This window comes from Pseudoalteromonas sp. 31A1 (assembly GCF_011378815.1).
In the GTDB taxonomy this organism is placed as follows: Bacteria; Pseudomonadota; Gammaproteobacteria; order Enterobacterales; family Alteromonadaceae; genus Pseudoalteromonas; species Pseudoalteromonas arctica.
The window spans coordinates 118,116-125,147 of the sequence record NZ_WTKY01000014.1; the positions used below are offsets into that span (position 1 = coordinate 118,116).

At 39.1% G+C, this 7,032-nt stretch carries 7 protein-coding genes; 4 read left to right on the forward strand and 3 right to left on the reverse strand.

Going from position 1 to position 7,032, the window contains the following annotated elements:
* Positions 1-27: 27 nt before the first annotated feature.
* The gene (locus GQR52_RS13720; protein ID WP_165728811.1) at positions 28-1,695 is read left to right on the forward strand and encodes a cell surface protein; all 1,668 of its coding nucleotides are present in this window, start codon (positions 28-30) and stop codon (positions 1,693-1,695) included.
* A 318-nt stretch (positions 1,696-2,013) separates the two neighbouring features.
* Here GQR52_RS13720 and GQR52_RS13725 read toward each other — a convergent pair whose 3' ends face one another.
* From GQR52_RS13725 to GQR52_RS13735, 3 genes are all read right to left on the reverse strand, one after another.
* Complete coding sequence (locus GQR52_RS13725; protein ID WP_101216036.1) at positions 2,014-2,892, reverse strand: bile acid:sodium symporter family protein; 879 nt, start codon at positions 2,890-2,892, stop codon at positions 2,014-2,016.
* Positions 2,893-3,149: 257 nt separating this feature from the next.
* Positions 3,150-3,731 (reverse strand): uracil-DNA glycosylase family protein, encoded by a 582-nt coding sequence (locus GQR52_RS13730; protein ID WP_024591552.1) that lies wholly within the window; start codon positions 3,729-3,731, stop codon positions 3,150-3,152.
* 150 nt (positions 3,732-3,881) lie between these two features.
* Positions 3,882-4,238, reverse strand: a complete 357-nt coding sequence (locus GQR52_RS13735; RefSeq protein ID WP_007583589.1) for a VOC family protein — start codon at positions 4,236-4,238, stop codon at positions 3,882-3,884.
* Positions 4,239-4,581: 343 nt separating this feature from the next.
* On the opposite strand from GQR52_RS13735, the gene GQR52_RS13740 reads away from it, so the two are divergent.
* The 3 genes from GQR52_RS13740 to GQR52_RS13750 are packed head-to-tail and all read left to right on the forward strand — an operon-like array spanning position 4,582 to position 6,853.
* The gene (locus GQR52_RS13740) at positions 4,582-4,923 is read left to right on the forward strand and encodes a hypothetical protein (RefSeq protein ID WP_165728812.1); all 342 of its coding nucleotides are present in this window, start codon (positions 4,582-4,584) and stop codon (positions 4,921-4,923) included.
* A complete protein-coding gene (locus GQR52_RS13745; protein ID WP_165728813.1) occupies positions 4,920-6,521 on the forward strand; it encodes a PepSY-associated TM helix domain-containing protein in 1,602 nt (533 codons plus the stop codon). Before GQR52_RS13740 ends, GQR52_RS13745 begins: the two co-directional genes overlap by 4 nt.
* Positions 6,518-6,853 carry a DUF3325 domain-containing protein gene (locus tag GQR52_RS13750; protein WP_165728814.1) on the forward strand — a complete coding sequence of 112 codons (336 nt, stop codon included), beginning with the start codon at positions 6,518-6,520 and terminating at the stop codon, positions 6,851-6,853. Before GQR52_RS13745 ends, GQR52_RS13750 begins: the two co-directional genes overlap by 4 nt.
* Positions 6,854-7,032: the final 179 nt, after the last annotated feature.

A 7,032-nucleotide genomic window follows, 5' to 3' on the forward strand; every position in this document is an offset into this window, starting at 1 on the left:
TATTAATATTTAAGCGCGCATAACTTCATGATATCAAAACTAATTGGATTTACCCTTTGCTTTGCCTTATTTTATAGTGCGCAAAGTGCTGCATACAACGAAGCTATGTGCATTTTAATTAAACAAGAAATACAGCAAAATAGTAATAATAAAGCGAGTCAAAAATATCGTAAAGCTGCGCGTGATTACAAAAATAACTGTAATAAGCCAAAAGAAATTCAAGCACAACCTAAGCCCCAAATAATAGAGCCTGAACCGACTATTATTACTCAGCCACAACCTAAAATTGTTGAACCTGCCCCTGTAATTAAACCCACTGAAGAAGCTGTTAAAGAAAGCATCAACGAGCAAACCCTTAATTTAACTAATGATCAAAAACAACAAATAAACGATCAGCTAAATACCAACAGTAACGAAATAGTAATTGATGCAGAGCCAACAAAAGCAGCACCCGAGCAAGTAGTTACAGAGCAAAAAAACGAAGCTGTGATAGAGCAAGTAAAACCGGCAACGCCAGAGCAAAACGTTCAACCTACGCCTGAAAAGCCTGTACCTGTAAAACCAGCAGCAGTGTTAACTAAACCAGCGCCAGTAATTACGCCGCAACCTGTAGCGCAGAGCCCAAGCTCGTTACTTTTACCCACTTTAATACTTGTTATAGTGGTACTTATTGGCGCTATGATAGTCGTGCGCCTGCGCCGTGCAAAACAAAGCAAAGCGATGGCAGAACCGACTATAGCGGCTCCACCTAAAGTTAAATCAGAAAAAATTGCTACGTCAGCTAAACCTGAAATTAAAGCAACAAAGCCTGCACAAACAACAAAAGAGCCAAAGATTGAGCCTGTCGTCATTAACGAAGCAACTCAAAATAATAAAGCAGTTGAGAGCAGCGTAGCGACAAATGAAGAGTCAGTGGAACCTACTAACACAGCGCAAAATACTGATATTGAACATACAACAACGCAGATCTCAGATGAGCAAAACAACGTAGTTACTCCATCGCAAACAAGTGAAATTGAGTCTGCACAAATGGAGCCAGCAGATACTTTAGAGCAAACAAGTACCGCTACGTTTAACGAAGTAAAACAAAAACCTGAACCTAATACCGCCGAGTTTGAAGCCGCCGCCAAAACAACCTTAGAGCGCATTAAAAATGCCAGCAGCTTTAATGAGCCAGAGGTACGCGACTTTGACCCAGATGCAAAGCCAGTAAAAAAACAACGTAAGCACCATACAGCGCAAGTAACGGAATCTGCGCCAATAGAAGCCGAACATAACACTGTAGAGCCGGTTATTACTACTCCTGAGCCAGTAACAGCGAGTGAGCCGGTTATAGATTTACACGCTCCAGAGCAAATATCTGACGCTCAATCGACTACGTATACAACCGAGCAAGACTTTAAAGAACCAGAGGTGCGTACATTTAACCCAGATGCACCATTACCTGGTGAAAAGCCGATGCCTAAAAAAGAAGACGCGATACCCGAGCAAGCACAAACAACACCGCTAGTTGATGAGCCAGTAATTGAGCCTAAAAAAGCAGACAGTAACAATCCATTTGCTAACTTATCGTTAGACTCAAGCTGGGATCCTGACTCGGCTGAAAAGCCCAAAATAGAAGAGAAAAAACGCGCGCCTAAATCGCAAGCATTAATAGATGCAGAAGAACGCGCTAAAAACATGCAAACCAAATAGTAAGTTTTAAAGTAGCGCCTCATATTTGAGGCGCAGTTTTAGTAACCAAATAATTAACTGCTTTTTTACCGTATTACTTACACTCTTATCCTATCCTAAAATGCGCCCTAGTAATTAGAAGCTTCACTCCTCGCGCAAACAAGCTCAGCGCCTAGTGCAATATTCAAGCTTAAGAGTCTTTTGTAAGCCTACAACTTGTTGACGCGATGGGTGCAGAGCATACATTTAACAGGTGGTATTTTTAGACTGGAGTTTACGGCTACGTTATCCGTAGCCTTAAATTAAAGTAACTTGGTCAACATGCCCTAATTAAAAGTCCTAGTTAACAGCCCTAGCGGTACGTTTATTTTTAAGCTTTAACCCGCCAATTAATAGCAGTGGCCCTATAAACATGGCAAGGCCATACACGCCACCGGTGACCGCGTATTCTGGTTTATTCAAAAAGCTAATAGCAATTAAAATAGCTAACGATGCATTTTGAATTCCAACCTCAATTGAAAGCGTCAGCGAATCAGTTAAATTTAATTTTGAACACTTAGCAATTAACCAACCAACAACCATTGAACCAATATTAAGTGCTATGCACGCCCAAAATACATCGTTAAATGAGCTAACTAATAAATCGCGCTCTTTTATTACTAGTGCTGCAATCATCATAAGCATAAAAAACAACGAGAAGCGTCTAAAAAACGGCTCTGCTTTAATGGCAAAATCACTTTTAAAGTGACGTAACCAAATGCCTATAGCAACTGGCACTAAGGTAATAAAAAATAGCCCTAATGAAGTAATTAAAATAGAGAAAGTAGCATCGTCTGCTGGGGCAAACTGGCTCATAGCAAAGCCAATAATAAACGGTGTGGTTATTATACTAATTGCGGTAGAGGCAGCGGTTAAACTTACCGAAAGCGCTAAATTAGCTTTAGCAAGCTGGCTTACTACATTTGACATAGTACCGCCTGGGCAGGCAGCTAATATCATTAAACCAATAGCTATAGGCGTTGGTAGGTTAAGTAAATAACACAGCCCTAATGCTAATAAAGGCATTGCTACAAGTTGGCCTATTAAACCCATAACAATGGCGAGCGGGCTTTTAAATAGACGAGTAAAATCGTTTGTTGTGAGCCCAAGACCCATACCAAACATAATAAGTGCAAGGGCGAGCGGAAGTATTACTTCAGTTAATATAGATGCATTCAAATTAGACAGCCTCGTTTGTTATTGTTTTTAATTGGAGTGTTAATTTTTAAGTTAACTGTATACCAATTCGCTTAATTAAGTGATCTATTTTGAGGATAGAAAAACGTGTTGATAGCTAGGCAAAAAATTCGCTATTTAGTTGTTCTAAATGAGAATTTTTTAACACAGGTAGCGACACGTTTAGCCCCGCAAAATGATTAAGTATTATTGCGGATTGGTATAACGCCCCTTTACAATAAATCCTAATGCTAGAAGCATTACTTATTTAAAATAGTAGCAATGCGTTTACCCAGTTCTGGAAGTACATCTTGCTCAAACCATGGATTCTTTTTAAGCCATATATTATTGCGCGGACTGGGGTGTGGAAGCACTAAATAATTTGGCCAATACTCACGCCACGATTTTACTAACTCCGTAAGTGGCATTTTTTTAGTCTCCGGTAAATGATACGCCTGCGCGTATTTACCTAATACTATTGTCAGCTCAATATTTGGTAGTGCAGCCAATAATTGCTCGCGCCATGCTGGGGCACATTCTTTTCTCGGTGGTAAATCACCCGACTTCCCCCTACCCGGGTAGCAAAAGCCCATAGGTAAAATTGCTATATTATTAGCGTCGTAAAATTCATCACGTGTTAGCCCAAGCCATTCTCGTAGGCGGTTTCCGCTTGCATCGTTAAACGGCACGCCTGTTTCGTGAACTTTTATACCCGGTGCTTGGCCTGCGATTAAAATACGTGCGTTTGGGTTAAATTGTATTACAGGTCGAGCCCCTAAAGGTAAATGAGGATCACAGATCACGCATTTACTAACTTGGTCTATTAATTGGTGACTATTCATGTTTATTTGGCCTTAAATGCTTAATTCTCATCCTAAATGGCCATTTAGGATAAATGAGTTGGTAAAAAATCGGTTTATTTTATCTAAAATGGCGATTAGTTAGTAAAATCCTGATCTTTAAGCCTAAATGCCCTACAGCCCTTATAGTACCTAGTGTTCTTTCGCCCATACCGCAAATTCGTTACCACTTGGTTCTGTAAAGTGAAACCGACAACCGCCAGGAAACTCAAAAATAGGTTTTAATATTACTCCGCCAAATGTCTCTACTTTTTTAAAGGTTGCGTGTATGTCGTCGCTATAAAAAATAAGTAATGCTGCCCCATGCTGAGTTAGTGATTTTAATGGAGCCTGAAAAATCCCACCATCTAACCCCTGCCCACTAAACGCCGTGTATTCTGGGCCGTAGTCAGTAAACTGCCAATTAAATACATGACTAAAAAAGGCCTTAGTTGCGGGTAAGTCGCATGCAGGAAACTCTACGTAATTTAGTTTTTCGTGATCGCTCATCGTTATTTCACTCTTTATTTTTACTCAGTTTATTAACCTTAAGCTTTACATGCAGCCTGTGCAATATCATTAAACAATAACAGATCAGTATTTTACTAAGTAATCTGAACTCTGGATAATAAATCTATCTCGAGCAGCTATTTTCAGCGCTAGAGAAAATAAATTTAAATATCACCATAATTCAATACGTATAAAACCTGTTAACCAAGGTTCAGGTTAAGTAAGAAGGATAATTTACTAAAAGTTAGCCGCCGTAAATGAGAATAGCTATCTTTTGTATTTGTAACATATATAATAGCGCCTTTGTTTTATCCTCAGCTTTAAATAAAGGGATTAATTAACTATGCAGGCACCTTTGCACAGTGCGCCATTCGATAAGGTTAACGTAATTGCGCTTATAGTAAAAAGCGTAAGCAGTTATCGAGTTTTGGTATTTTTACGTTTTTTTATTGCCATAATTGGTGGCTATGCCTTTACCTCTGCAAGTACTGCGTTATTAAGTTTTGTATTGCCAATAGCTAAGCAAGACGCTGTACTGTTTAGTGTTTCAATCAGCATTTTAATTTATGCCGTAGTATTTATTTATGCCTTTAGCGTTAAATCATTAAGAAAAATTTGGATCAGTATTTTACTAAGTACAGGTGCGTTTATCGGATTGCTTGTATTACTAAAGGGTTGGGTATGAAAGACAGCTTTTTCAGATCGATGACTTGGTTACACACTTGGGTAGGGTTACTCGTTTGTTGGTTATTATATTTAATATTTTTTGCAGGAACACTTAGCTTTTTTAGAGACGAAATAACGCTGTGGAATCAACCTGCCATACATAATGTACAAGCCCAAACACAGCGTATAGAAGCGCAAAAACAACAAATAATTACAGGGTTCGATTACTTAGCTAACCATGGAGCTAACTCATCAAGCTGGCGTATTACATTACCTGAGCCGCGTATTCCTTATTTAATTTATGGTTATGCAAAGCCAAAAGAGCCAGGCCAGCGCCGCAGCCAGTTTAAAAACACACAGTTAAACCCTAATACCATGAAAGAGCTTGAGCCCTTTGTAGATACTAAAGGTGGTAACTTTTTTTATCGGCTGCACTATGATTTACATTACATGGATGCAATAACCGCACGCTGGATTGTGTGCTTTGCTAGCTTTTTTATGCTAATTGCCATTATATCGGGTGTGGTTATTCATAAGCGTATTTTTAAAGATATGTTTAGTTTTAGACGTAATAAAGGTAGCCGTACGTGGTTAGATGCCCATAATTTAAGCTCTGTGCTTGCCCTGCCTTTTCATTTAATGATTACTTACACGGGCATGATTACGCTCATATTTATGTTGTTTCCCTACCCTGCGCAAACGTCTTACGATAAGGGCATGCGTGGCTTTTTTAACGATGTAACCCCTCGCAACACCATGACCGATAAAGCCCAAGGCAAATCGTCAATGGTGCCGATTCAAAGCATTTTGGATCAGGTTTATACTAAGTGGCCTCATGCAGATATTACTCGCGTACAAGTTAACCAACCAAATATGGCAGCTTCAACAATTACCGTATTGGTAAGCGCAGGTAAAACACTGCGTGACCAAGCACCACGCTTAATATTTAGTGGTGCTACAGGGCAAATGGTTGCTAAAACTGATGACGAGCTAACTAGTAGCAAAGCGCTTTACGAATCACTTAATTCAATGCATACAGGGCGTTTAGCTACGTGGTTACTGCGTTGGTTATACGTATTAGGCGGTATTGCAGGCTGTGTAATGATTGGCTCTGGCTGTATTATGTGGGCTAAGCGAATTCGCGAGCGAACTAAAAATAACGTTAAACCTTCGTTTGGTTTAAAACTAGTTGAGGGGTTAAACCTAGCCACTATTATGGGACTACCACTGGCAACGTGTGCATTTTTTATTGCTAACAGACTACTTAGCCCAACTACCGCAGAGCGCGCCGATAAAGAAATACTCGCGTTCTTTTTAACATGGCTAGCGGTTGCTCTTTTAGCACTTATAAAGCGCGACACACTGCAATGGCGAGTTATGGCAGCTATAAATGCTGTTGCATGTTTAAGCGTACCGGTTATTAATGCACTTACAACTAACGGTAATATAGTTAGCTATTTGATGCACAAACAGTGGGCTTTATTTACTTTTGATGCACTGTTTTTGTTATTTAGTATATTATTTTTTATACAAACCGAAAAATTACGTACTGCTAAAAACAACTCAAAAATAATCAGCCCTAACCAATCTAATAATCTTAAAAGGCAAAAATCATGATTGATTTACTTGGTTTTAGTCTGTGTTTGTTTGGTTTTAATGGTTTTGCACTGGCTAAGTTTAATCATTTTAAAGATGTATTTAAAAAACGCCCTACAGAATTACAAAGTAAAAGCCTGCTATTTATTGCTTGGATCAGTATTTTACTAAGCTTAGTACTTTGCGTAGCAACTCAAAGTGGTTATGGCGCGTTACTATTTTGTGGGTTTATGAGCCTAAGTGTCTTAATTATAATGGTTTTTTATAACTTTTTAGTAGGCTACGTAAAGTGGTTTAGTGTTTTAAGCGCCTTATTAATTGTACTTAGCGGTCTATTTTTAGCGTTAAACTAGCCTTAGTTAGTAAAAACGTGATCCGTTACTTTCCCATAGATTAGGGCGTGTTGATCTTTGGTGGGTGAATTTGCAGCAGACTGTTTGGTATTTAGGCAAGGCAGAGCCTATGTAGTGTGGTTATTCCCCATAAATAGGCGATAACGCAGCATAAATACCAAACATGCGCTGCCCTTTGG

Bases quoted from the DNA above. Each gene is read 5' to 3' on its own strand.
- GQR52_RS13720 (WP_165728811.1), top strand. From the start codon at position 28: ATGATATCAAAACTAATTGGATTTACCCTTTGCTTTGCCTTATTTTAT.
- GQR52_RS13730 (WP_024591552.1), bottom strand. From the start codon at position 3,731: ATGAATAGTCACCAATTAATAGACCAAGTTAGTAAATGCGTGATCTGT.
- GQR52_RS13735 (WP_007583589.1), bottom strand. From the start codon at position 4,238: ATGAGCGATCACGAAAAACTAAATTACGTAGAGTTTCCTGCATGCGAC.
- GQR52_RS13740 (WP_165728812.1), top strand. From the start codon at position 4,582: ATGCAGGCACCTTTGCACAGTGCGCCATTCGATAAGGTTAACGTAATT.
- GQR52_RS13745 (WP_165728813.1), top strand. From the start codon at position 4,920: ATGAAAGACAGCTTTTTCAGATCGATGACTTGGTTACACACTTGGGTA.
- GQR52_RS13750 (WP_165728814.1), top strand. From the start codon at position 6,518: ATGATTGATTTACTTGGTTTTAGTCTGTGTTTGTTTGGTTTTAATGGT.